General features: G+C 38.6%; 23 protein-coding genes. 5 read left to right on the top strand and 18 right to left on the bottom strand.

The window, feature by feature from the left end; all coding sequences use genetic code 11:
* On the top strand, nucleotides 1-382 hold a 382-nt coding region (locus tag ACTTKV_RS08340), incomplete at its 5' end, for a hypothetical protein (protein WP_442550114.1).
* 351 nt (nucleotides 383-733) lie between these two features.
* Nucleotides 734-2,542: a menaquinone biosynthesis decarboxylase gene (locus tag ACTTKV_RS08335; protein ID WP_442550113.1), complete on the top strand. Its 1,809-nt coding sequence runs from the start codon at nucleotides 734-736 to the stop codon at nucleotides 2,540-2,542.
* Between the two features lie 44 nt (nucleotides 2,543-2,586).
* Here ACTTKV_RS08335 and ACTTKV_RS08330 read toward each other — a convergent pair whose 3' ends face one another.
* The 7 genes from ACTTKV_RS08330 to ACTTKV_RS08300 form a co-directional block, all read right to left on the bottom strand.
* Nucleotides 2,587-3,705, bottom strand: coding sequence for a M20/M25/M40 family metallo-hydrolase (locus ACTTKV_RS08330; protein WP_442550112.1), 1,119 nt, complete (start codon nucleotides 3,703-3,705; stop codon nucleotides 2,587-2,589).
* 9 nt (nucleotides 3,706-3,714) lie between these two features.
* Nucleotides 3,715-4,176, bottom strand: coding sequence for a YjiG family protein (locus tag ACTTKV_RS08325; protein WP_442550111.1), 462 nt, complete (start codon nucleotides 4,174-4,176; stop codon nucleotides 3,715-3,717).
* Between the two features lie 3 nt (nucleotides 4,177-4,179).
* Nucleotides 4,180-4,812: a nucleoside recognition domain-containing protein gene (locus tag ACTTKV_RS08320; protein ID WP_442550110.1), complete on the bottom strand. Its 633-nt coding sequence runs from the start codon at nucleotides 4,810-4,812 to the stop codon at nucleotides 4,180-4,182.
* A gap of 242 nt (nucleotides 4,813-5,054) precedes the next feature.
* Entirely contained in the window at nucleotides 5,055-7,175 is a 2,121-nt protein-coding gene (locus ACTTKV_RS08315; RefSeq protein WP_442550115.1) for an RNA degradosome polyphosphate kinase, read from the bottom strand.
* Between the two features lie 161 nt (nucleotides 7,176-7,336).
* Nucleotides 7,337-7,921: an NUDIX domain-containing protein gene (locus tag ACTTKV_RS08310; protein WP_442550109.1), complete on the bottom strand. Its 585-nt coding sequence runs from the start codon at nucleotides 7,919-7,921 to the stop codon at nucleotides 7,337-7,339.
* Nucleotides 7,906-9,273, bottom strand: coding sequence for a magnesium transporter (gene mgtE / locus ACTTKV_RS08305; RefSeq protein ID WP_442550108.1), 1,368 nt, complete (start codon nucleotides 9,271-9,273; stop codon nucleotides 7,906-7,908). Before mgtE ends, ACTTKV_RS08310 begins: the two co-directional genes overlap by 16 nt.
* 9 nt (nucleotides 9,274-9,282) lie before the next feature.
* Nucleotides 9,283-10,452, bottom strand: a complete 1,170-nt coding sequence (locus tag ACTTKV_RS08300; RefSeq protein WP_442550107.1) for a peptidoglycan DD-metalloendopeptidase family protein — start codon at nucleotides 10,450-10,452, stop codon at nucleotides 9,283-9,285.
* Between the two features lie 112 nt (nucleotides 10,453-10,564).
* Here ACTTKV_RS08300 and ACTTKV_RS08295 point away from each other — a divergent pair, with 112 nt between their 5' ends.
* On the top strand, nucleotides 10,565-11,287 hold the full coding sequence (locus tag ACTTKV_RS08295) for a plasminogen-binding N-terminal domain-containing protein (protein WP_442550106.1): 723 nt from the start codon (nucleotides 10,565-10,567) through the stop codon (nucleotides 11,285-11,287).
* A 3-nt stretch (nucleotides 11,288-11,290) separates the two neighbouring features.
* A complete protein-coding gene (locus ACTTKV_RS08290) occupies nucleotides 11,291-12,112 on the top strand; it encodes a YihY family inner membrane protein (protein ID WP_442550105.1) in 822 nt (273 codons plus the stop codon).
* An 80-nt stretch (nucleotides 12,113-12,192) separates the two neighbouring features.
* Here the strand turns inward: ACTTKV_RS08290 and ACTTKV_RS08285 are convergent, their stop codons facing one another.
* The 8 genes from ACTTKV_RS08285 to ACTTKV_RS08250 form a co-directional block, all read right to left on the bottom strand.
* Nucleotides 12,193-13,218, bottom strand: a complete 1,026-nt coding sequence (locus ACTTKV_RS08285) for a hypothetical protein (protein ID WP_442550104.1) — start codon at nucleotides 13,216-13,218, stop codon at nucleotides 12,193-12,195.
* Nucleotides 13,205-13,921: a metallophosphoesterase gene (locus ACTTKV_RS08280; protein ID WP_442550103.1), complete on the bottom strand. Its 717-nt coding sequence runs from the start codon at nucleotides 13,919-13,921 to the stop codon at nucleotides 13,205-13,207. Before ACTTKV_RS08280 ends, ACTTKV_RS08285 begins: the two co-directional genes overlap by 14 nt.
* A gap of 145 nt (nucleotides 13,922-14,066) precedes the next feature.
* Nucleotides 14,067-15,542, bottom strand: a complete 1,476-nt coding sequence (locus ACTTKV_RS08275) for an aldehyde dehydrogenase family protein (RefSeq protein WP_442550102.1) — start codon at nucleotides 15,540-15,542, stop codon at nucleotides 14,067-14,069.
* A gap of 125 nt (nucleotides 15,543-15,667) precedes the next feature.
* A complete protein-coding gene (locus tag ACTTKV_RS08270) occupies nucleotides 15,668-16,837 on the bottom strand; it encodes a sensor histidine kinase (protein WP_442550101.1) in 1,170 nt (389 codons plus the stop codon).
* A complete protein-coding gene (locus tag ACTTKV_RS08265) occupies nucleotides 16,830-17,492 on the bottom strand; it encodes a response regulator transcription factor (protein WP_084108128.1) in 663 nt (220 codons plus the stop codon). The genes ACTTKV_RS08270 and ACTTKV_RS08265 overlap by 8 nt, the downstream gene beginning before the upstream one ends.
* Nucleotides 17,493-17,501: 9 nt before the next feature.
* Entirely contained in the window at nucleotides 17,502-17,756 is a 255-nt protein-coding gene (locus ACTTKV_RS08260; protein ID WP_103560287.1) for a pyruvate kinase, read from the bottom strand.
* Nucleotides 17,757-17,818: 62 nt separating this feature from the next.
* Nucleotides 17,819-18,724 (bottom strand): AEC family transporter, encoded by a 906-nt coding sequence (locus ACTTKV_RS08255; protein ID WP_085657464.1) that lies wholly within the window; start codon nucleotides 18,722-18,724, stop codon nucleotides 17,819-17,821.
* Nucleotides 18,725-18,822: 98 nt separating this feature from the next.
* Nucleotides 18,823-20,529, bottom strand: coding sequence for a response regulator (locus ACTTKV_RS08250; RefSeq protein WP_442550100.1), 1,707 nt, complete (start codon nucleotides 20,527-20,529; stop codon nucleotides 18,823-18,825).
* A 376-nt stretch (nucleotides 20,530-20,905) separates the two neighbouring features.
* Here ACTTKV_RS08250 and ACTTKV_RS08245 point away from each other — a divergent pair, with 376 nt between their 5' ends.
* Nucleotides 20,906-21,076, top strand: a complete 171-nt coding sequence (locus ACTTKV_RS08245) for a hypothetical protein (RefSeq protein WP_442550099.1) — start codon at nucleotides 20,906-20,908, stop codon at nucleotides 21,074-21,076.
* A 15-nt stretch (nucleotides 21,077-21,091) separates the two neighbouring features.
* Here ACTTKV_RS08245 and ACTTKV_RS08240 read toward each other — a convergent pair whose 3' ends face one another.
* From ACTTKV_RS08240 to ACTTKV_RS08230, 3 genes are all read right to left on the bottom strand, one after another.
* A complete protein-coding gene (locus ACTTKV_RS08240; RefSeq protein WP_442550098.1) occupies nucleotides 21,092-21,685 on the bottom strand; it encodes a hypothetical protein in 594 nt (197 codons plus the stop codon).
* A complete protein-coding gene (locus ACTTKV_RS08235) occupies nucleotides 21,678-22,799 on the bottom strand; it encodes an AAA family ATPase (RefSeq protein WP_442550097.1) in 1,122 nt (373 codons plus the stop codon). Before ACTTKV_RS08235 ends, ACTTKV_RS08240 begins: the two co-directional genes overlap by 8 nt.
* Nucleotides 22,800-22,905: 106 nt before the next feature.
* On the bottom strand, nucleotides 22,906-23,128 hold a 223-nt coding region (locus ACTTKV_RS08230), incomplete at its 5' end, for a S24 family peptidase (RefSeq protein ID WP_442550096.1).

Raw genomic sequence — 23,128 nt, 5'->3', positions numbered from 1 at the left:
GAGATGGCGTAGAGGCGTGTTTGAGCTAAATTTTAAAGCAAAAGCCGTAACCGCTACTAAAAATAGCAAAGACAACTACTATATGATCGGTCTTGCAGATGACAAATATAACTACAAAAACTACATAATCTTTCAAAGACCGATCAAACTCAAAAAAGATGATGACGAAAACGCCGATATAAACGGCCTATATGCGGAGTGTAACGGCGACGTTTGCTATAATGCTTGCAAATGCGTAACTATCACTGATAAAACCATAGTTTTTGAAGTGAAGGATAGCGTCATCAGCGCCAATATAGAAGGCGTGAGGCTAAATGAACGCTTTATGAAATACTGCAAAGAAGTATTTGGCGAGGTGCTAAAGCTTAGCGTGCCGGAGTAGGTTTTAAATTTAATAAATTTGCCGCTATTTTCGGGGCTACTACGCCGTCTGGTGCATTAACTTAGCAAAATAAAACTGCAATGAACTTGCTTTAATAAAGATGTAAGTATCACGGTACGCACGAGTACGACTTTTGCTGGCGTTGCGGCGACTGGGCGTAAATTTAGCGCTAGGGTGATGAATTTTTACTATTTTAACGACGCCGGCAAGATCATGAACGACGTGGTGGCCGAGGGAATGATCGCCATCTTGCGAGCTATCGGCGCATGCGATAAATAACAACTCCCAGCTTTGCTTCGCCTTTTTCAGCTATTTTTGGCTAGAATCGCCCAAAAATCAAAAAGGCTAAATATGGACTACATCAAGCTTCTAAAAGACAACGACCTACTGCGCGTCATAGATGGGCCCGCGGATATCGATCTGGAGATCGCGCACGCAAGCTATATCGAGGTCAAGCGCGAAAACTCGCAGGCGCTACTTTTTACAAATCCTATCTGCAAAAAAACGGGGCGTAAATTTGCTCCAGTGCTAACAAACATCTACGGCTCAAAGCGCGCTTTAGAGCTTATTTTCGGACGAGATCCGGACGAGATCGCGAGCGAGATCGAGCGGCTTTTAAAACCAAAAAAGCCTAAGAGCTTTGGCGAAAAGCTAAATTTTGCCGCGTATTTGTTTGAGATGAGAAAAATTTTCACGAAAAAATTAAAAGGCGGGGGCGAGTGCCAGCAGGTGAAATTTACGGGCGATGACGTCGATCTACTCTCGCTTCCCGTGCTAAAAACATGGCCGCTTGACGGCGGAGCCTTTATTACGATGGGGCAGGTTTACACGCAGAGTCTGGACGGCGAACTGCAAAACGTCGGCATGTACCGACTGCAAATTTATGGTAAAAATCGCCTCGGCATGCACTGGCAGATCCACAAAGACGGCGCGAATTTCTTTAACGAATACAAGCGCGCAGGTAAAAAAATGCCGGTTTCAGTAGCGATCGGCGGCGATCCGCTCTACATCTGGTGCGGTCAGGCGCCGCTGCCAAAGGGCGTGTTTGAGCTACTGCTTTACGGATTTATCCGCAAAGAGCCCGCCAAGCTCGTAAAGTCGCTGACGAATCAAATTTACGTCCCGCACGACGCGGACTACGTGATCGAGGGCTTTGTGGATACGGATAAATTTGAGCTCGAGGGGCCGTTTGGCGATCATACGGGCTTTTATACGCCAGTGGGGCCGTTTCCGGTGATGGAGGTCACGGCGATCACGAGCAAGCGTGAGCCCGTGTTTCACGCGACCGTAGTCGGCAAACCGCCGCTTGAGGATAAGTACATGGGCTGGGCGACCGAGCGCATTTTCCTGCCGCTTTTGCGTACGACGGTGCCGGAGCTTCTGGATTACAACATGCCTGAAAACGGCGTCTTTCACAACCTGATTCTAGCTAAACTTAACGCCCTTTATCCGGCGCACGCCAAGCAGGCGATGCACGCGTTTTGGGGCGTGGGGCAGATGAGCTTCGTCAAACACGCGGTTTTTGTGGGCGATGATGCACCTGATTTGAGCGATTACGACGCGCTTGCGGAGTCTATTTTAAACCGCTTCGGCGATAAAAGCCTGCTAATCAGCGAGGGTGTGTGTGATCAGCTCGATCACGCGAGCCCAAACTCGTGCTTTGGTGGTAAGCTGGGCATCGACGCGACGCAGGACTTTTCAACGCCTGCGCCGGTGCTTTTGGATGACGCCGCGCTACTGGCTAAATTTAAAGAAATAGAGCCGAATTTAACGCAGCTCGTGCAGTTTAAAACAAACACCAAAACGCCGATTTGTGTCATTAAATTTGATAAAAACCGCCTAGTAAAAGAGGTTTTTGATGGGCTTTTGAAATTTAAAGAGCACTTTAAACTACTCGTTTTCGTTGGACCCGAAAACCGCCTGGAAAATCCATATATGCTGCTTTGGCGCGTGACGAACAACATAGACGCTCTGCGCGATATCTACGTGCGTGAGGGCGCGATCTGTATTGACGCCACGGCAAAAGGCGAGGCCGATGGCTATACTCGTGGATGGCCTCTGCAAACCGACTGCGACCGCGAAGTCGTAGCTGATCTGGTTAAGCGCGGCATAGTAAAAGATGAGCCCGAGCTGTTTAGTAAATTTGAGATTTTCGGATAAAATTTAAAAATATTTAGGCAAGCAGAATCGCTTGCCTATGCTAATTATGAAAGCCTTTTGATTGCTTCGACTATTAAGTTGCACTTTTTGACGACCGAGTTTATCTCTAGATATTCGTTTTTCGTGTGCATGTTGCCACCAGTTGGACCAAGGCCATCTATCGTAGGACAGCCAGCTGATGCGCTGATGTTGCCATCGCTTAGTCCGCCAGCATCGACCCAAGTAACCTTTGTACCGATAGCCTCCGCAGCCTCGTCGAAGACTTTCTTCATATTTGGTAAATTTGCCTCATCTATCATCGGGCCTTCTTCGTTTATGAGCATGCGCTCACAGCTCACTTCAGGCACGAGTGGATGAGATAAAATTTCGTCCATTTTCTTATGTAAAAACTCCACCGAGTTAGCGTGGCGATATCTCATCTCAAATGTCACGCTGGCAAAATCAGGCACGACGTTTTGGGCGTCGCCGCCTTTTGTCATTATACTGTTAAATGTATGGCCTGCTTTAAAATCAGTGAGTTTTGAAAGCTCAACGATGAAATTTGCAGCCTCTGCGACGGCTGAACGGCCGCGTTCTGGGTGGTTGCCAGCGTGCGCACTAACGCCACGGAAATTTAGCACATAAGAGACCACTCCTTTTCTTGTAGCGACCATAGAGCCATCCTCTCTTGCGGGCTCTACAACTAGAGCATAGCGAGACTTTTTAGCAAATTCCTTGATCACATCTTTGGCAAAATTTGAACCAATCTCTTCATGTGAGTTTAAAAAGAGGCCGATCTTTAGCCTGCTAAGATCAAGCTCTTTGATGACATAAAGCGAGAGTAGGCTACCACCTTTATCGTCGATCACACCAAGTGCGTTTATGCGATCATCTATCTTTTTAAATGGCACCTCGGCCTTTGTACCCACAGGAAAGACAGTGTCCATGTGACCGATGAATAAAAAGTCGTAGTTTGTAGCATCAAGGTTGTTTGAGATGAAAAGGCAGGGAGCAACCTTGTCGGTGCCAAGGTCTATACTCCTGCTTTTTAAGCCTAAAATTTCAGCTCGTTTTTTAAACCAAGCTGCCACTTCGTTTACGCCATCGATGCTCGAAGTTGGGCTTTCGATGTCGGTTAGTTCTTTTAGATCAGCCAAATATTCATTTATTTCGCTATCTTTCATCTTTGATCCTTATACGAGCAAGCTCATCACAAACATCGCCAAATAAGCATTTAGGATGCAAATTCCAAAAAGTACGAGATAGTGCTTGCCCGGTACTTCAAGCACGCCTAAAACTCGCCCCATGTACTGCACAGTCGAGCCAACTAGCGCCATGCCAGGGAGCAAAACAGCGATATCGTTTGCGTTTAGCGTGCCATCTCCAACAAGCGCTACGAGCACGCCTGCTGAGCCGCCCCAGCTCAAAAAGGCAGCCATAAAAACAGCTATGGATTCGCCTGGAAGACCAAGTGGCACCATGATGAAGCCTAGAAATTTGCCTATTACGCTAAGCGCGCCAGATACTTTTAAGATGTGTATAATGACAAAGGCCATAAGGACGTTTGGTATAGTATTTTTTACGGCGATGTCCCAGCCTTTTCTAGCGCCCTCTACAAAGACGTCGGTTATTAGTTTATTTTCAGTTTGGCTCATCTCTTACTCCTCATTGTCTTTGACAAATTTTTTGACATAAAGTCTCATTAAATTTGCCCCAAAAACTTTAAATACAAAGACTATGCCAAGCACCAAAGCTATGCTAACTGGTGCCGTGTTACCAGCTTTGTCAGTTACAAGTAAAACTGGCGCAAATGAAGCTAGGAAGTTTGTGATCATCGCGCCTGCGCTAAACTGAAACGCTGCAAAGATAAGTAACTCTTTGTGTGTGATGAGGCCGTCTTGGCGCAAAAATTTAGCAGTAGAGCTACCTGCGTCGGTGCTTTGTGTGCTTGCTATCAAAGAAATAGAACAGCATCCTGGTATGCCAATAAGTGGCTTTAGTACAGGCGTTAGCAGTCTAGAAGCTGCGTAAAGCGCATGGTATTTCTCAAAAATAGCGACAAAACCAAGTGCGAGCATGACGGCTGGAGCTAGGCTAAGGGCAAATAAAAAGCCGCCTTTTGCGCTAGTGCCGCTTCCTGTTTTAAACCAATCAGGAAAATGACCAGCTAATTTGCCAAAGTCAAATATCCCCCCATATACGTTTTGTAAAAAACCGCCAAAGAAAACGATCGCAATTACAAGTGTAATCGTACCGATGATAAGTTTTTTACTATCACCACTGTTGCTCATAAAGCCTCCTTTAATGAAAATTATTTAGCTTTTGTTTAAATATATAGTTCAAAAGCTTAGGCGATATTTAAAATCTAAAAATACTTAGATGATTGTAACTTTTCTTACTAAATTTATACATTTTAGGTGGTTGCAGAGGTAGAGGTGATAAATTTTATTATTAGAAATTTATGATTATAAATGAAATTTTATAGAAAAATGGCTTTCAAACTTAAAGTATAAATTTAAAAGCCATTTATTTTTTAGCTCTCTTTTAAAAGTTTACTAGCAAGCATATCAGCTTTTGCTTTGTCGGTATCTTTTTTTACCGATTTATAAATTTTAGAGATATAATTTTCTAAAATTTTATGGCAAGAGATCGCCTTTTCACCTTCTTTTCTAGTAACTTTCGTGTATTCTCCGTTGTTTTGTAGCTCAAAAGCTAGGTCGTTATCGCTTAGCTGAAGCTCTAAAATTTCAAGTAACCTCTCTTGAAGTCTTGGTTCAAAAATAGGTGTCATAAGCTCCAAGCGACGCTCTAGATTTCGCGGCATCCAGTCAGCACTTGAGATATAAATTTTTGGCTGAGCATGTTTAAAGTATAAAATTCTAGCGTGTTCTAAGTATTTGCCGATGATCGAGCGAACTTTGATGTTTTCGCTTTTACCTTTTACGCCTGGCCTTAGTCCGCATACGCCACGAACTATTAGATCGATTTTTACACCTGCATTTGAGGCATTGCTAAGCTCATTTATCACGTCTTCATCGATTAGGGCGTTCATTTTGGCGATGATTCTACCTTCGCTTCCTTTGCTTGCCTCCACTCTTATCTTTTCTATAATGCGCTCTTTTATCTGAAAAGGCGACATGCTAAGAGCGTTTAGGCGGCGGTTTTTGTTGTAACCTGAGAGGATGTGAAAAAATGAGGTTGTATCTTGGCTAAATTCCTCCTTGCTTGTAAATAGACTAATATCAGTATAAATTTTTGCCGAACTGCCATTGTAATTGCCTGTGCCAAAGTGCATATAAAATTTAAGCTTATCGCCGATCTGGCGGATGACTTGGCTAACTTTTGCGTGGACCTTAAAGCCCGTGATACCGTATATCACGTGCGCACCGGCATCTTCTAGCGCCTTTGCCCAGTGCAGGTTATTCTCCTCGTCAAACCTTGCTTTTAGCTCAACCATCACGGTTACTTGCTTGCCGTCACTTGCGGCGTCTATTAGGCTTTGAATTATTGGTGAGTTTTTATCAACTCTATAAAGTGTCATGCGTATCGATATCACCTTTGGATCTTTGCTGGCCTCTTTTATAAAGCTTACAATCGGATCAAAGCTCTCAAATGGATGCACTAGCAGCACATCTTCTTTATCTATGGCGTCAAATACCGAGATGCCATTACCAAATGGTGGAAGTGTCTTTGGAACATAAGGTGCATTTGCTAGATGGGTAAAATTTTTACTTCCAGCTATCTCCCAAAGTGAGCTAAGAGTTAGTGGAGTGCTTGAAAAATAGATATCTTTGTGGAAAATTTTCATATGAAAATTTAAAAACTCTAATATATCAGCGTCTGCATTTTGATCTATCTGCATACGAACAAAAGCCCCTTTTCTACGAAGCTTTAGCCCTTGCTCAAGTATCATCATAAAATCATCCGCTTCTTCTTCTTCGATGACGATATCAGCGTTTCTTGTCACCCTAAAAGCAGCCGAGCTAAGTAGCTTATATCCTGGAAAAATTTCTTCTGCATGGCGATGCACGATCGTTTCAATAGGTACAAAAACATTGCTACTTGGCTGTGTAAATCGTGGTAAGACTCTTGAAATTCTTATCATGCCGTATTTTAAAATTCCTGGATGTTCGATATCAGCAAGTTTTACGGCAAGTGAAAAGCTAAGGTTGTTTAGGTGTGGAAATGGATGAGTTGCATCGACAGCGATAGGCACGATGACTGGCAGGATGTTTGAAAAAAAGTATTCGTCGCACTTTTGCTTCAAGCTATCATCAAGCTCGTCATAATTTTTTATAAAAAGCCCCTCTTTTTTAAGGGCATTTACGGTGTTTTTATAGTGATTTTCAACTAAAATCTGCTCATTTTGTAAATATTTTCTGATCTCTCTTAGTTGATCAAGTGGACTCATACCATCGCCACTGCTTGTAGTAGCTCCAGCTGCAAAAAGTTGCTTTAAACCAGCAACTCTGATCATATAAAACTCGTCTAAATTTGTCATATAGATCGCTAAAAATTTTAGCTTTTCAAGTAAAGGAATTTCCTTTTCACATTGAGCGAGTACCCTTGAATTAAAGCGTAGCCAGCTTAATTCTCGGTTTATAAAAAGAGTTTCCTTTTCGCTCATCTTTTCTCCTTGTGTGTTTTTGGTTATTTTATGATATATGCGGTTATAAAGTTCTTACTTTATTTAAAATTTTAGTTACAATAAGTCAAAATTTAAATTTAAAGGCTAGTGATGTCAGATTATGTGATATTGGTTGGTATTTTTTTGGTGGCAGTTATTGTTTTTGCACTTATTAAAAAAATTTCATTTTAACCTTTAAACTTTTCCCACCACAAATAAGCAAAGATGAGCCCAAAGCCTTTGACCTTGCTCTCGTCAAAGGCAAATTTCATCATATCTTCTCGTTTTATAAAGACAAGCTCGATATCCTCTCCGTCGATACCGCCGCCAGAATTTACCTTCATGTTCTCATTTATCTTTGCATAAAACATAGTTTGTGTGTTGCCTCCAAAGCCAAAAGCACCGTACGTCATAGTTATACGCTCTATCTCTTTTAGTTTATAGCCCACTTCTTCGACCGCCTCTTCTCTAGCTGTTTGCTCTTCGCTTAGTCCCTTATCCATAAGACCCGCACAAAGTTCGTAAGTAAAGCCTTGCTCGTTTGTTTTTAAATTTTCTTTTTCTTGCGAGTACCAAACTGCAGGACGAAATTGCTTGACAAATAAAAATGCATCTTTTTCTTCGTGGTATAACAAGATACTAACACTATTCATCACTTTTACACAGTCCCAGTCTCTTTTTATACCATTTTGCTCAAATCTCATTTTAAATGGTTTTAGATATTTTGATTCGCCTAGAGGTAAAATTTCTAAATTTGTTATAGCAGTATCCATTTTGCAAGTCCTAAAAAGCTAAAAAATCCTATCGCATCTGTAAAAGTAGTAAGAATGACAGCTGAGCCAACGGCAGGATCGATATTAAAACGTCTTAGTGTAAGAGGTATGATCGTGCCAAAAAAACCAGCAAAGAATAAATTTGTAACCATACTAAGCCCAATAACAACACCAAGCATGCCTTTGTCAAACCAAACAGCGGCGATTATACCCATTACCACACCAAAGATCAGTCCATTTATGAGTGAGATGCTGACTTCGCGTTTTAAAACACTCTTTGCATCTTTAAACTCAATCTCTCCAAGTGCTAAACGACGAACAGTAACCGCAAGCGCCTGCGTACCAGTGTTTCCACCCATTGAGGCGACTATTGGCATAAGTACAGCGAGAGCGACATAAGCCGCGATCGTATCATCAAAAAGGCCAATTATAGACGAGCTAAAAAGAGCTGTTAGTAAATTTACACCAAGCCAAACCGCACGACCACGACCAGCCTTAAAAAGTGTATCGTCCTCTTCTGACTCGTCATCAACGCCGGCTAGGTTATAAATTTGCTCAGTTGCACTCTCTTGAATGTAGTCGTGGATGTCATCAGACGTGATACGACCAAGCAAAATTCCAGTGCTACTAGTAACTGCAATAACGTTTAAATCGTACTCTTGAAACATATCAGCGACATTTTGCATAAGGTCCATATCATTTGCAACGTGTGGCTTGTAGTGATCGATCTGTGCTGACTCGATATTTTGCTTTAGCGTCTTTGTAAAATCAAAAAGTATAAGATCTTCAAGCGGAATAGCGTATTGTAAAACGCCATTTTTATCGATAATAAAAAGCTGTGAGATATTTTCTAGCTTGCCTTCTTGCTTTTCTCGTCTAAGTCTTGCTACTGCATTGCCAAGCTTTTCTTCAAGGTGAGCCGAAAAAAGCTCTGTTTGCATGTGAGCACCAGCTCTATCTTCTTCGTAGCTTCTAAGTCTTAAAATTTCATTTTGGTTTTCTCTGTCAAGCTCGTTAAAGAGTTCTCTAGCTTTATCTTCGTCGATATCCTCGATGTATTGAAGCAAGTCAGTCGCATCATCACTCTCTAGCTCCTCAAGTGCTTCTACGATCTTTTCAGCTGGAAGTTGTTCGATCACATCTTTTAGCATGTGATCAGGTAGCTCGATAGCAACATCACCTAAAATTTCAGGGTCTAGTTTCTCAAGATAGTGAGCAAAAAGCTCTTCGTCGTGCTTTTTAAGTGTTTTTAGGTGTTGGGCTAGCTCATAAGGTGAGAGTTCGTTATCTTCTAAATTTTCATCTAAATGCTGATCTATCAGCTCTTTTGCTTCTTCTAGTTCTTGGCTCAAGTTTTACCCTTAAAATTCTATTACATTAGGAAAAAATTCCACTTTGTGGTACTCTTTTTCATTATTTAAAGCATTTTTTATTAGCTCGTCATTTTTGCTAACAACTGCTTTAAATTTAGCTGATTCTTTCTTGTCTTCTAGGCTTTTAACAACCTTTATTGCACTTTCTGGATTGATAGGCTTATTGTCTCTATAAAGACCAAAATGAAGGTGTGGTCCTGTGCTCATACCACTTGTGCCAACGTATGCTATAAGTGTACCTTGCTTGATTTTTAAACCACCTTTCATACCTTTAGCAAAGCCATTTAGGTGAGCGTAAAGAGTCTCATAACCACCAGCGTGAGAGATGATGACGGTTCTGCCATATCCGCTTTTTTGTCCGGCAAATTTTACTGTGCCATCGCCTGCAGCTTTGATTGGTGTGCCTTTTGGAGCACCGTAGTCAACGCCAAGGTGTGCTCTATATCTTTGGAGAATAGGGTGCCATCTTTTTAGGGTAAAAGCTGATGTGATTCTAGCGTTTGAAAGAGGGCGAACTAGTAAAAATTTATCATTTTTCTTGCCGTTTTTATCATAAAATTTATCTTCAAATTTATACATGATGTATCGTTTATTTTTGGTCTCTATCATCGCAGCATAAATTTCTGGAGTGCCAAAAGAGCGGCCCATGCGTATTTTTTGATTATAAACGATAGCAATCGTATCGCCTTTATTTATCTTTTTAAAATCAATACCACTTCCTTTAAAAATTTCTTTAAAGCCAAGAGCTAACATGCCAGAGCCTGTATAGTCAAAAATGTCTTCAGAAACTGACTTATCAACCTTTAAAGCTAAAAATTTATCCTCGCTTTGATAAGAGATGGGAAGAAATTCGAGCTTAAATTTATCATTGTCATCTCTAAAAATATGCATTTGAAGTTCGTCGCTAACAGGGATTAGTACTTGTTTGGTATTGCCGTTATCGTCTTTATAAATTTGATACTTTGTGCCAGCGATGATCTCTTCTGTTAGCTCTTGATCCTCGGTTGCTAAGTTGTAATAAAGTGAAAGTGGGATTTTGTTTGTCTCTAAGAAATTTAAAAAGTTACTTCCATTTGGCCAGTTGAGCTCTTCGACACTTGGTTTTATAGCGTATAAATTTATAGATAATATTGCAAAAATTATAAAAATACGAGGCATTAATGTCCTTTTAAAAAGCTGGTGGGATTTTAACTAAAACTTGCTTTAATTTTGCAAAAGTAAAGTATTTTAGGCTATAATCGCTTGAAAAATTTATTCCTAGGAGATATTTTTGAAACGTATAATCATGATTTTATCGCTATTTTTTGGCTTTGCTTTTGGAGCTAATTTTTCTTTAAATGAGTATAGAACCCCTATAATTAGCGTTGATAGCGATGGCACAGCGACGATAGCTGATAGTCCAGAAATTTTAATCGGCTCAAGTGGTATTGTGCTTCATAAATTTGATACTGATAGCTCTATCATCGCAAGAGTTAGTGTTGTATCAAAAAATGCCGGCTTTGCTAAGATTAGATTTGAAGTGTTTGATCTACTGGAGCAAAAGGCACTTCCACTTCCGGGCATTGCACCTGCAAGTGGCGATATGGTCGTGCTAAACTATCTTTACAATCGCTCATTAATCGTCGTGCCAAATAAAGAAATTTATGAAGAGATCACATCTGCGTTTCCAAATATGATATTTATCCATCCAGACCTTATTGGAGCATATCTAAGCTACGAGTACAAGCCAAATCCAAGTAGAGATGACTTTAGAAAGATGTGTGCTCAAAGTGCAGCTGGCTTAATTTTTATAGCAATGGACGGCAGAAGTGTTTTTGCTGATTGCCAAAGTTTTAATGTCCTAAAAGAATTTAAAAGTGGCGAGGTTGAGTACTATCAACTTCCATTTTATACAAGAGTTAGCGATATAGACACTGTGTTTTGGAAGCTAAATAGCGAGCACATAAACAACTACGACGCTCACTACGAAAAACTTTTTGAAGAAGACAACTGATAAATGAGCCGTTTGTCCTTAAGTAAGCAAAATTTAAAGGAGCTTTTAAATTTGCTTCCAACGCTTAAGGATAAAGAGCTCTTTCACTATGCCTCAAGCCTTAGTTTTCACACAATCTTATCGATTATTCCGATACTTCTCATATCATTTTCTATATTTACAAAACTACCTAGCTTTGAGGAATATTATGCCAAGATTCAAGATTTTATATTTTCAGCTCTTTTGCCAAGCAACCAAGAGATCATCTCAAACTATTTGCAAAATTTCTTACAAAATAGCGGAAATTTAGGTATAGTTGGCTTTGTAGCGATGATATTTACATCAGCGATGTTTTTTAGCGACTACGAGTATGTGGTTTTGAAAGTGACACGTGCAAATAAGGCTAGAGGTTTTTGGTCGGCGCTTAGTTCATATTGGACGCTTATCACGCTTGCGCCACTTGGTCTTGCTGGTAGTTTTTATCTCTCAAGCTTCATACAAGATATGCTAAATTCTAACGAATTTACAAACTCGATAAATTTCTTAAGTATCTTTCCGTATCTCATCATCTGGGCGATATTTTGTATCACATATCTCATCTCAGTAAATGACGAGATAAAATTTAAAAGCGCGCTTTTTAGCTCATTTGCAGCCTCTCTTGTCTGGTATCTTGGAAAGTCAGCCTTTGTCTATTATGTACTTTATAACAAAACCTATCTAAGCGTTTATGGCTCGTTTTCGGCTGTGCTTTTCTTCTTTGTCTGGATCTACATCTCGTGGATCATCTTTTTATATGGGCTAAAACTTTGTGCTTATCTTTCAAATAGCTTAAAATTTAAAAGATAAATTTGATATTTCGCTAGCTGGATATCTTTATAAATTTACCAGCTAGCGTGTGTATTATTTTATGTAAAATTTTATGTGGATCAGCGTTTAAACTCGCAAATTTCTATCTTTATACCAAGCTCTTTGCTGAATTTGCTAACAGTCTTGGCTAGTTCATCTTTGTCAAAACAGATAAGATCTATGTAGGATCGCATCTCTCCATTTGCTTCACCTATGACCTCGCAAATTTCACTCTCATGTAGCGCGTCTGATATTTTGTTTTTGCTATCAACGCCAAACTGTATGTCGCCACCGTGAGATAGGGCTAAAAAGCAAAAATTTATGCCAAGTTCAAAAGCTTCGTTATAAGTATCGCTTATGCCGTCGTAGTACTCGTTTAGTAGCTCGCTAAGAGATGTATATCCTGTAAAAACATCGTCACGCAGTTCATTTGAAAGAGGCTCTAGCTCATAGACCATAAAATTCTTAAGCGGCTCGTTTGAGGCCTCTTTACCAAATTTATCATCTATAAGATCGGCAAAGTCGATCAGCGGCACGCCTTTTTCTCTTGGCTCGTCCACGATCTCAAACTCTCCAAGCATATTTATCATGATCATCTCACCAACTACGTTGTCACAAAGTATGAGCGATAGTGTATAAGCCTTATTCTCATCTTCGCTTTTAAGCTTGCTTAGGGTTTCGTTGTAGAGACACATATCTACACTTTTGTCATTGAAATTTGCATAGACCATGATATCATTTGCATCAACGCTTACGCCATACATTTGTATAGTAGCGACATTGCGTGGTACACGTGGCTTGCCAAGTGTGCAAGTAAGCTTTGCTTCTAACTCTTTTGGCATACGCGACTTTATAAATTTAAGCCACAAAAGCCTGTATTTCATCCCCTCTGGCGTAAGGACTAGATCGATCTTGTCGTCTATAAGTCCTATCATAAATGTCGGATCAACAAGGCATAAATTTAGCGCCTCTTCGGTCATTTTACTTGCAGCTTCAAAATTTTTATTTTCTAAATTTTGTTTGATGGCGTCTAAATTTTTGCCAAATTCGCTCCAAAATTTATCAACTCTGCTTGCAAAGCTAGAGCTCTTTTTAGAAAACCACATCTTTATCCTTTTTGTTAAAATTTTCAACATTTTTTTGTGCATAAATTTTCATCGACGGAAATTCTAAAGCACAAAGCTTATCATATCCTTCTTGATTATAAACGCAACCAGTGTCGATATTAGCGCTGTTTGAGTAAAATTTAGCTTCAAAAACCGGGGTATGACCGTATACATTAAAGATGTCCTCTACTTGCATTGTATCGCCTCTACCTGAGAGTACGTGTTTTTTAAATTCCTCTTTCAAACTATCATCGTTTCTCTTATCCCAAAACTTACCAACCGCCGAGTGCGAAACAACCAAATGCTCGCCGTTTTGATTTTTGTGATCTTTAAACTCTAAATATACTGGAATGCTCTCTAAAAATTCTATGTGTTTTTCTCTGAAATTTATGCTTTGAATTAGATATGATCTGTATGTCTCTTCGCCGCCATTATTGTAAAACCAACTTGTATCAAATGGTATTTTATTTTTTAAAAAGAAATCTTTGTTGCTTAGCAGCCTGCGCTCGTGATTTCCCATGACCATTTTATAGTTATTTTGTATGATTAGCTCGACTGTCTCGCAGCTACAAGGCCCTCTATCTATCACATCTCCTACAAAGCAAATTTGTGATTTTTCTTTGTTTGGAAACTGGTCTATAAGCTTTAAGAGTGTATTAAAACAGCCGTGTACATCGCCAATAATATAAATTTGCTCGCTCAAATTTTCTCCTTTGCATCAAATTTTAGTCTATTAAGCCTAAAAATGAAGTGAAAATCGTTATAAAGTGATAAGTTGAAATTTCAGTAGAATTTTTTAAAGCAAAAATTAGAAATTTAAAGTAGAAGGGAGCCTAAGCTCCCTAAAATCATTGTGCGTAAAAGCCGCTGACCTTGCCGGTTAGGTCGATCATGATGTTTTTCATTTGAGTGTAGTGCTCAAGGATGATCTTGTGTGTTTCGCGGCCGATACCTGAGTTTTTATATCCGCCAAATGGGCTGCCTGCTGGGATTTGGTTATAGGTGTTGATCCAGACTCTACCAGTCTCCATAGACCTTGCAACGCGAAGTGCTTTTGTGATGTCTTGCGTGAAAATACCGCCACCTAGGCCATATTCGCTGTCATTTACCATTTTGATAAGCTCGGCTTCATCTTTAAATTTTATGACAACGCCAACTGGTCCAAAAATTTCTTCCTGAGCCACTCTCATATCATTTGTCACATCAACTAGCAACGTTGGCTCGACAAATGCGCCCTTGTCGCAACCATTTGCTGTGTAGGCTTTGCCACCGACTGCCACTTTTGCGCCTTCTTTTTTGCCGATCTCGATGTAGTTTAAAATTTGCTCAGCTTGTTTTTTATTGATTTGTGAGCCCATTTGAGTGCTAGGATCTAACGGATCGCCAACTTTTATGGTGCTAAATTTCTTAGCCGCAGCCTCTATAAATTTATCATAAAAGCTCTCTTCTACGAAAATTCTTGAACCTGCGCAGCAAACTTGACCTTGGTTAAACAAAATGCCAAGCTGAAGGCCGTCAAGCGCTTTGTCTAAATTTGCGTCGCTAAAGAAGATATTTGCGCTCTTGCCGCCAAGCTCAAGTGTAGCTGGGATGATACGGCGAGCAGCAGCTATGGCGATATCGCGGCCGATCTCGGTTGAGCCAGTAAACGCTAGCTTATCAAGGCCTGGGTGGTTTTTGATCCACTCGCCGCTCTTGCTACCTTTGCCAGTTACGATGTTTATTAAACCTTTTGGTAAAATTTTATCTATCAGCCTAAATAGCTCAAGCACGCTTAGACTTGTCTCGCTTGAAGGTTTAAACACGCTCGCATCGCCTGCTGCGATCACTGGAGCTAGCTTCCAAGCTGCCATTAAAAACGGAAAATTCCAAGGTACGATCTGCCCCACAACTCCTAGCGGCTCGCGTAAAACGATAGAGAGTTGTTTCTCGTCAAGCACGTTTGCGCTGCCTTCTTCGCCCATGATAACGCCAGCAAAGTACCTAAAATGCTCGGCTGCAAAAGGGATATCAACATTTAGCGTCTCGCGGATCGGCTTGCCGTTATCCATGCTCTCAACTTTTGCTAAATGCTCTTTATTTTCATCGATGATGTCAGCGATCTTGTTTAGCAGTTTTGCACGCTCGCCAATTGTGGTGTGTTTAAATTTCTTAAAAGCCTCACGTGCAGCACGTACAGCGTCATTTACATCTTCTTCGGTAGCGTCAGCGATCTTTGCAAGGTGCTCGCCGTTTGCTGGATTTTTTGCATCAAGGGTAGCGCCGTCTTTTGCGTCACGCCACTCACCATTTATGAAAAGCCCATATTTTTCTAGTAACTTCATACTTTTCTCCTCGATTAAGATTTTGTAAAAGGATTATAATATTAATAAAATTTATCAAAAATAAATTTTTGCTATAAATTATCTTTTTTAATAAAATTTATTATCTAATATCAGAATTTTTGACTTTAGTCTTTCCAAGAAAGTGAAAAAGTAGTTTCTTTGCCAAGTTCGCTTTGGCACTTTACTTCGATACCATTTTTTATACAGCAGCTCTTAACTAAGCTTAAGCCTATGCCAAAACCACCCTGATCTTCGTTAAATCTCGTGTAGCGATCAAAAATTTGCAGTTGCTGTTTTTTGCTGATACCGTGCCCAAGATTGCTTATGCTAAAGAAATTTGGCTCTAAAACGATGCGTACTTCTGAATTTTGCGCTGCGTATTTTGCGGCATTACTTAGGAGATTATCTAAAATTTTGCTCATATCCTCAAGGTCTGCGTTTATGAAGCTGGGCTTTAGGCTGGCATCTATCTTAAGTCCACGTTTGGCAAAAAATGGCGAGAAGTAGTTTAGCCTTTGTTTGGTTAGTAAATTTAGGTCTATGAGCTCTTTTTTGCCAGGCTTATCTAGGTTAAAGCTTAGATGAACGAGTGCGTCATAGATGTTATTTAGGCTCTTTGCGGCAAGGCTAATGTTGTTAAAACGCTTTAAATTTCGCTCATTTAGGTTGTCAAGATCGGCCGTTTCTATGCTCATCGAGATGACGCTTAGAGGTGTGTTTATCTCGTGTGTTGAGTCTTTTATAAAGCGGTTTAGCGTATCTATCTTTTCATAAAGCGGTCTTAGGCTTAGTTTTGCTAGGTAAAAGGCGACAAAGAGCAGGGCAAAAAAGAAAAAGAGTGCCTTTAGTGTGGTCGAAATTTGCAAGGATAAAATTTCGCCGTTGATATCTTTGCCAACTAGAAAAATATCTGCGTGTGAGAGCTCGTCTGTGGTGTTGTCCTCCATGTATTGGATCTTTTCAAATATCGCGACCTTGCCGCTGATCAAATTTACATTTTTGCTTTTATCGATCTTTTGACAGTCAAAATCTTTATAAATTTTCTCACCATTTTTTAGCACGATGCAAGCATGCACGCCTTTTTCTTTTGTTAGACTTGAAATTGAGCCAAGTCCATTCATCCTAGCTTTCATGTAAATGCCCATTTTTATCTCTTTTAAAGACTTCACCTCGTTTAAAATGAGCGTTTCTTTTTTGTTTTTATAGTCATGTATGAAAAAATATCCTAAAAATAGCACAGAGCTAACAAGATAAAGGGATAAAATTTTAAATAAAATTTGCGTCTTTTCAGACATAGACATAGCCGTCCCCACGCCTATTTAAAATGGCATCTTTGCCTAAAATTTGACGTAAATTTTTGATATAGACACGAAGGCTAAGCTCGCTTGGCTCCTCGTCAAATTTCCAAATTTTATTAAAAATTTCATCTTTGGTTAAAATTTTGCCTTTGTTTTGCAAAAATAGGGCGAGTAGGTCGCTCTCTTTACTAGAGATATTTACATTTTTACCATCTTTGCTTAGTGTTTTGCTCTGTGGATGAAAGCTAAATTCGCTTGAAATTTTGATCGCATCTCCACTGTGATGTGAGAAATTTCTCTTTAGAAGTGCTTGTATACGTATGAGTAGTTCTTTTAGCTCAAATGGCTTTTTTAGATAGTCGTCGCAGCCACTTTTGTAGCCTTTTTCAAGATCGTCTATGGTATTTAGCGAGGTGGTAAAGATGCTAGGTGCGCTAACACCTAGCTCTCTTAAGGAAGAAAGAAGTGAAAAGCCATCTCCTTGCGGGAGTTTGACGTCAAGTATAAGCAGGTCGAAATTTTGCTCGTAGGCGAGATCAAGCGCTTCTTTGGCGTTATCTGAAGTGGTTACCTCATAGCCATTTTCGACTAGATACTCACTGATGAGATCAAGTAAAATTTCATCATCTTCAACGAGCAAAATTCTAACCATCAAGCACCTTTACATACCTTTTTTCATTTCGTCTTTTTTCATACCCATGTCGTCTTTTTTCATTTCGTCTTTCATGCCCATGTCGTCTTTTTTCATCTCATCTTTTTTTACCATGGGTTTTTTAGCCATGTCATCTTTCATCATCTGCTCTTTCTTCATCATCTCGTCTTTGCCCATGTCATCTTTTTTCATCATTTCAGTAGCATTTGCAAGACCACCAAGCATAAACATAGCACCAAGTGCAACTAGTAGTAACTTCTTCATAACGTCTCCTTTAAATGAAATATGATGAAATACTATCTCTTTAGTGTTAAGTGAGTGTGAATTTACGCAAATACAAAATATATAACTGGAAGCGTGATAAATGAAAATAGCACACCGATAGCTACTGAGGATATGGCCAGAGAGCTATCAAGTCCAGCTTTTATAACCATCGCACTTGCAAGGGCTGATGTTGGCATCGCGCACTGAAAGAGGCCAACGACCCAAGTTTTGTTCATCTGGATACCTGAAAATTTTAATATGATGAAAAATACGATAGCTGGCAAGATCATCTTACACAAAAGCACAACGCTAACGCCTTTATAGGAGCTTGTGATACTGCTAAAGTTAAGTCCAACACCAATCGCAAAAAGTGCCACTGGAGTAACGCTACCTTCAAACATCCTAAGTGGAGCAAAGATAAACTCAGGCAAAGGGACTTCTTTTAAGATAAGAGCCATAATAAGCGCGATAAATGGCGGAAATTTTAAAATTTTCATCGTATTTTGAAATAGCGAAACCTTTTCTGGTGCAGCAAAAGAGAGGATAAGTGGCCCAAGGATCGAAAGTGGGATACCAGTGGCTATTTGATCGTAAAAGATGACCTCATTTACCATCGCATCGCCAAAGAATCCCTGAATGACAGGCATACCGACAAATAGGGTATTACCAAAAAGGCTTAGCATGACCATACTAACAGTTGTTACTTTAGTAAATTTAAAAATCTTACCAAGCACCAATGCCATGACAGCGCTGATAGCTGTTGAGCCAAAGCCAATTAAAATTGTATTTATAAGCGAAACATCGACGTTTACGTGATAAATTTTGTCAAAGATTAGCGCAGGCATTGCAAAACAAAGGACAAAATCCACAAATGGGATCGAGTGCTTTTGCTCAACAATGCCGACTTTTTTAGCAAAAAAACCAGTTGCGATTATGAAAAAAATTGCAAAAAGTGGAGTGAAATTCATAGCATTCTCTTTTAAATCTAAATTTTTTACGGAAAATTGATTATAGGACCCATAAGATTAAATTACAATAAACCTTTTTTAAAATTTGCTCTCAAAATTTATGCCTTAATATCAACCTTTTTATAAAATTTATCTCTCTCGTCTATCTTTTCTTTACTATTTAAATCATTTTCAAGATAGCTGATATTATAAATTTCGCTCGTTGTTATACTTTTTGCATTACTTAGACTGATTAAAAATTTACTCTCAAATTTATTAGATAGGTTGGCAATAGCGATTGCTCCAGCATCTTTTAGGCTTACGATTTTATCACCTTGCATGAAGCCAACATCTTTAAAATCCAAACTATTTAGCTGCACATTATTCATCTCTTTTGCCTCTAAATTTATGCTAGTTTTTAGCTCACTTGATGTATTTAGCTTGCCAGTATCGTTATAAAGCTCTTTTACGTCTATCTCTCTACCACTATCAAATTTTAGCCTTATGGTGCCATCTTTGTTTAGCTTCATAGCTATGACGCTATCGCTATCTTGCAAAGATGCGGCAGCTGTGGCTTCATTTGTTATAAAAGCCTTTTTTACCTTTTTTAAATTTGAGATACTAAACTCAAGCCCAGTTGCTTGCTTAAATTCATTTTCCATCGCGATCATTTTGGCTGATTTTGTCTTCTCAAGCTTTGATATATAAGCGTCTGCATTTTCTTCAAATTTCTTTAAACTATCGCCAAGATTTTCTATCATCTTGTTATATGCGTCAAACTCAGCGTTATAATCTTTGTAAAATTTCATAAAACTATCTTTTTGAAATTTTGTATATGAGAAATTTTCATCTTTTTTGTAATCTTTGCTCGGCTCAATGATCGGATTAAACTCGCTTAGTCTTGCAGTGTCATCAAAACCCACTTTAAGATAGGCAAAATTTTTAAAAGAGCTATCTTTGCCAAAGATATTATTGTGTCTTAGATCGACCCAGCCGTCATTTTTGGCATATTTTTTAAAGAAATTATTTATATCATTTTTCTCTATCTTTTCATATCTGTTTTCTACAGCGAACAAAGTATTTGGATCTGAGGCGTAGTAAGAGTGCCTATAATCAATATCTTTTGTATCCACATAAAGATCGGGATTATTTGTGATCATTGCTTTACGATTTAACTCTTCTCTTTCTATTTGGTTGTGATTTATGACATTTGTGCTGATAAACTGTCTAAGATCAACCCTTGGCATCACATCGCTTAAATTTGCTATTTTTTCATTTCCGTCTTTGTCATAACCCCTTACTTTTAGCTTATCAAAGAGTATGTCTTTTTGGTCTAGTACACCGTCATTATTGCTATCAAAGCTAAAAAGATAGCTATTATTTTCTAATTTTGCAGTGCCAAGTTTATCGTTATCGCCGTAAATATCTAAAAATACTTCTACATCTCCATATTTTGTTTTTAGAGTGTTTGAATAAGCGTAATTGTTTAAATTTTTAAATTTTGTATTTTCTAAGTATCCACTTTTTAGTGTAGATAGCATGCTGCTGCTATCTGAAGCTTTTATATTTTTAAAGTACGCATCTTTGTTGAAATGATTGTTTTGGGAAAGCTCTTGGGTAAAAATTTTATTATTGGAAATGATATTTTTTGAGTAGTCTTTTAAAATTTCTTCTATTTTTGCTGTTATTTGCTTTTTATTATACTCTTTAAGCTCTGCCTCACTGACATGAATGGTCCTTGCATTGCTTGTTTTTGAGACATCTTGAGTTTTAGTCTCTTGATATTGTGTACCTATAAAATTGTTACTGAAAGAGATAACGTTCATTTTAAATCCTTTTTTTAAAGACGTTAGAGCTAATATCGGATAAATTTAAAATTGTTTAAGTGTAATGAATGGTGCCCGAGGTCGGATTAATATGTAAGCATAAATGGTTGATTGTTTTAGCTCGTTTTTCTCCAAAAGTGAAGCTACTAAGGAGGGCTTGACAGGTTTTGCCGATACCGGTCGGACTGTAGTAAGGGCCTTGCGGTGATTATAGATTTCGTAACTAAGCCACTTCAGTGGATAATAGACGCGATAAAAGATATATCTAATTTCATAGTCGACTCTAAGCCAAGAAAATGGATAAGCGAAAAACGGGCTTAAGTGTAGGCAAAAAAACAGCTCCCGTGCTATAGGCGAACAAGCTATGGCCGGATCTGTGGATAAAATCGCGCAGGATCGCCGCGAAATGAGGGCACAAACGAGCCAAAATCAAATAACCGATAATAAAAAGATCGACATAAATTTATACGGATCGCAAGCTACTCCGCAAGCCGTGGCGCAGGCTGTGAGCGATAATGGGTATAGTTTTGGGGATTGGTGTGTTTAATAATATTTACGGTAATTATCTATGTTTTTTTATGAATTCGCAATATTCTTTTAAACATATTAAAGACGATTGTTTAGCATCAATTTTAGCAGTATCTAGTTCTTTTGGAAATATAAAATTTGATTTGTGGTAGCAAATATTGTTTTTGCTTAAATTTGTGGTCGTATTTTCATATGAGCCGCCTTTGTTTTTTATGGATTCGTATATATTTTGATTATTTTTTATATTGCATCTATTGACGCCTAAAACACTACATACATCAGCGTTATTTTTAAAATGAGCCGATAAAAATGTCTCAAAATTCTTATATGTTAAAAATATATTGCTATATTTATTTACATAGCTAAGGCTAGTGCATAGCTTTTTTAAATGCCCTAACTCTGTTTTATCGTCGGTGGCTCTGTCTAAATCGGCTACTACAAAAATAGGAATAGGAGTTCCCCTATATTGCTCTATTATTTTTATAAAACTCTTATAGTTTCCATTTTTAACGTTTGTTATGTTAAAAACGAACTCGTCGCCTAAGTGCTCGCTTCTAAAATGTTTTAAATAATGCTCCTCCGTTTGACCTTCGACTATGAATTTTATAACTATCTTTCGTTTATTCATAATCGCCTCTTAAATAGTCCATGTATGCTTTTTTCTTATCATTTCTTAGCTCAAATTCGCTTAACGCTTTTAACATTGTGGCGGTATTTTCTTTGCCTACTATGTAAATTTGAGACGGAGCAAGCATATCGGTATCAAAGATTAGCGGATTATGAGAGCTTAATATAAATTGTCCTTTAGTATTTGACGATGAGTTAATTACCCCGTTTAATAGCCTAATTAGAGAGATGGTGCTAATAGAGCTATCTAGCTCGTCTATTATCATAACCGACTCTGGCACGGAGTCTGCGCTATCTATCGCATATACCAGCCCCACCATAAGCTCTATTATTTTTTTTACGCCCGAGCTCTCTTTTTCAAACGCGAAGCTTTTATGATCTCTTTTTAAAATCAAAGAAAATCTATCGTCTTTTATATCTATAAAATCAAAATCAGTAATGCTATCGTCTACGATCTCTAATATATTTAATACGGTATCTTTATGTTCTGTAAAAAAATCTTTATCAAATAGATCAAAAGGAATCACCCTATCTTGACTAGCCATAATATCGAACGTGTTTATATTTTTATTATATCCATATACCTTTACTGCACCCTGAAAACCGCGTAGTTCTTTGACGTTGTTGTCTTTTATTTTGTTTAAGACGGTATCTCGCGAAACGACGGATAGTATCTTTTCATATTCGGTAGCTATCGGAAATGTTAAACTGTCCTTATTGAATCGATAAATCAAAACTTCGTTTTTTGTTAAATTTTCGCTTATTATCCGCTCTTTATCAAACTTAATCTCATACACGTAACTGTCTTTTTTATTGTCCGTAATAGTTATCTTGTATTCGGTATAACCTATGTCGGAATTTATAAACTGAGATTCTTTTTCTATGTTTAATCCGTTTTCTATTATGCGAAGTATGCTTTCTAAGGCTTTTAATATATTCGTTTTGCCTGTAGCGTTCTTGCCGAATAAAACCGCGCTTTTAGCTAATCTAGTATCCGAAAAGTAATTACTTTCGTATTTTGTATTTTTTAGTCTTTGATTTTGTTTTGCAGTGAAGTCTATCTTAATGTTTTGAGATATGGATGCATATCCGCAAACTTCAAAACTGGCTATCATTTTCAATCCCTATATATAATTTTATGAAATTATATCATAATATAACCGCTTTTCGCGTTTATGTCATAAAATTTAAACTATACTCTTTACTACCTTACCCACGATTTTAAAATGCTCCTGGGTTTCGTTTAGATCGACCTCGTAGCTTTGAAAATCCGGATTGACGAAACGATTTTAAGCATGCCGTATGGCGTGAGTGCAGGATCTTTACCATGAGCTGATCGCTAAAATTTACCACGTAGAGCCCGTCTCCGGTAAATGCGCCGTCCTCGCAAAAAATAACCCAATCCCCGCTCCTTAGCATCGGCGTCATGCTCTCGCCCTCTACC

This window comes from Campylobacter sp. (genome assembly GCF_052169515.1).
In the GTDB taxonomy this organism is placed as follows: Bacteria; Campylobacterota; Campylobacteria; order Campylobacterales; family Campylobacteraceae; genus Campylobacter_A.
The sequence above is the reverse complement of the archived record's forward strand: the minus strand, read 5'-3'. Positions and strand labels throughout refer to the sequence as shown.

Excerpts from the sequence above, each read along its gene's own strand:
- ACTTKV_RS08260 (WP_103560287.1), bottom strand. The coding sequence starts at position 17,756 with ATGAAGAAGTTACTACTAGTTGCACTTGGTGCTATGTTTATGCTTGGT.
- ACTTKV_RS08255 (WP_085657464.1), bottom strand. The coding sequence starts at position 18,724 with ATGAATTTCACTCCACTTTTTGCAATTTTTTTCATAATCGCAACTGGT.
- ACTTKV_RS08250 (WP_442550100.1), bottom strand. The coding sequence starts at position 20,529 with ATGAACGTTATCTCTTTCAGTAACAATTTTATAGGTACACAATATCAA.
- ACTTKV_RS08330 (WP_442550112.1), bottom strand. The coding sequence starts at position 3,705 with ATGAAAGATAGCGAAATAAATGAATATTTGGCTGATCTAAAAGAACTA.
- ACTTKV_RS08300 (WP_442550107.1), bottom strand. The coding sequence starts at position 10,452 with ATGCCTCGTATTTTTATAATTTTTGCAATATTATCTATAAATTTATAC.
- ACTTKV_RS08265 (WP_084108128.1), bottom strand. The coding sequence starts at position 17,492 with ATGGTTAGAATTTTGCTCGTTGAAGATGATGAAATTTTACTTGATCTC.
- ACTTKV_RS08285 (WP_442550104.1), bottom strand. The coding sequence starts at position 13,218 with ATGTGGTTTTCTAAAAAGAGCTCTAGCTTTGCAAGCAGAGTTGATAAA.
- ACTTKV_RS08320 (WP_442550110.1), bottom strand. The coding sequence starts at position 4,812 with ATGAGCAACAGTGGTGATAGTAAAAAACTTATCATCGGTACGATTACA.
- ACTTKV_RS08275 (WP_442550102.1), bottom strand. The coding sequence starts at position 15,542 with ATGAAGTTACTAGAAAAATATGGGCTTTTCATAAATGGTGAGTGGCGT.
- ACTTKV_RS08335 (WP_442550113.1), top strand. The coding sequence starts at position 734 with ATGGACTACATCAAGCTTCTAAAAGACAACGACCTACTGCGCGTCATA.
- ACTTKV_RS08270 (WP_442550101.1), bottom strand. The coding sequence starts at position 16,837 with ATGTCTGAAAAGACGCAAATTTTATTTAAAATTTTATCCCTTTATCTT.
- ACTTKV_RS08235 (WP_442550097.1), bottom strand. The coding sequence starts at position 22,799 with ATGATAGCCAGTTTTGAAGTTTGCGGATATGCATCCATATCTCAAAAC.
- ACTTKV_RS08310 (WP_442550109.1), bottom strand. The coding sequence starts at position 7,921 with ATGGATACTGCTATAACAAATTTAGAAATTTTACCTCTAGGCGAATCA.
- ACTTKV_RS08240 (WP_442550098.1), bottom strand. The coding sequence starts at position 21,685 with ATGAATAAACGAAAGATAGTTATAAAATTCATAGTCGAAGGTCAAACG.
- ACTTKV_RS08325 (WP_442550111.1), bottom strand. The coding sequence starts at position 4,176 with ATGAGCCAAACTGAAAATAAACTAATAACCGACGTCTTTGTAGAGGGC.
- ACTTKV_RS08290 (WP_442550105.1), top strand. The coding sequence starts at position 11,291 with ATGAGCCGTTTGTCCTTAAGTAAGCAAAATTTAAAGGAGCTTTTAAAT.